Raw genomic sequence first — 829 nt, 5'->3', positions numbered from 1 at the left:
GCCCGGTCCCATTCCGAACCCGGAAGCTAAGGCCACCTGCGCCGATGGTACTGCACTCGACAGGGTGTGGGAGAGTAGGACACTGCCGGAACATCCTTCGCGATAGGGGACCCTTATTTGGGTCCCCTATCGGCGTTTGTGGACTCGATACGAGTTCGGTACGCCAGGCGGACGATGCCCCGTCCTTCGTCCGTGGTTGAATTCTTAGTGGCGGGGTCATTGACAACACTCCCCGCAGGTCGGGGAACCTAGAGAGGGATCGCCGTGTCGGAACACAACGACGGACGGAAGCCTTTCCGCCGGGACGGAGACGCCCCCGGTTTCGGCCGGCGAGGCGAACCGACCGATCGCCCCCGCGGCGGACACGGTGACAATCGCGGCTCGGGCCGTGGCGAAGGCGGCGGATTCCGCCGCGACGACGCAGGCCGAGGCAGCAGCGCGGGTCGTGGTGGCTCCGACCGTGGCAGCTCCGACCGGGGTGGATTCCGTCGCAACGACGACAATCGCGGCTCCGGTCGTCCCGAAGGCCAGCGCGGCGGCTACAACCGCGACGACCGCGGCAGCAGCTCCGACCGTGGTGGATTCAAGCGCAGCGACAGTGGCGACCGCGGTGGCTACCAGCGCCGCGATGACGCCGGTCGCGGTGGCTCCGGCGACCGTGGTGGTTACCGTGGCAACGACGATCGCCCCCGTGGTGGTTCGGATCGTGGCGGTTCCGCTGATCGTGGTGGCTACCAGCGCCGTGACGACAGCGCGAAGGGTGGCTACCCGAAGCGCGATGATGCTGGTCGCGGTGGTTACCAGCGCCGTGACGACAATGATCGTGGCG

The 829-nt window shown here is 67.7% G+C and carries 1 rRNA gene and 1 pseudogene; both read left to right on the top strand.

Features of this window, described 5'->3' with window-relative positions:
• Positions 1–91, top strand: a 5S ribosomal RNA gene (gene rrf / locus ACWF99_RS33845); the annotation flags it as partial.
• A 173-nt stretch (positions 92–264) separates the two neighbouring features.
• Positions 265–829: pseudogene (locus ACWF99_RS33840) on the top strand (hypothetical protein); the annotation flags it as partial.

This window comes from Nocardia sp. NPDC055002 (genome assembly GCF_053608825.1).
The sequence above is the reverse complement of the archived record's forward strand: the minus strand, read 5'-3'. Positions and strand labels throughout refer to the sequence as shown.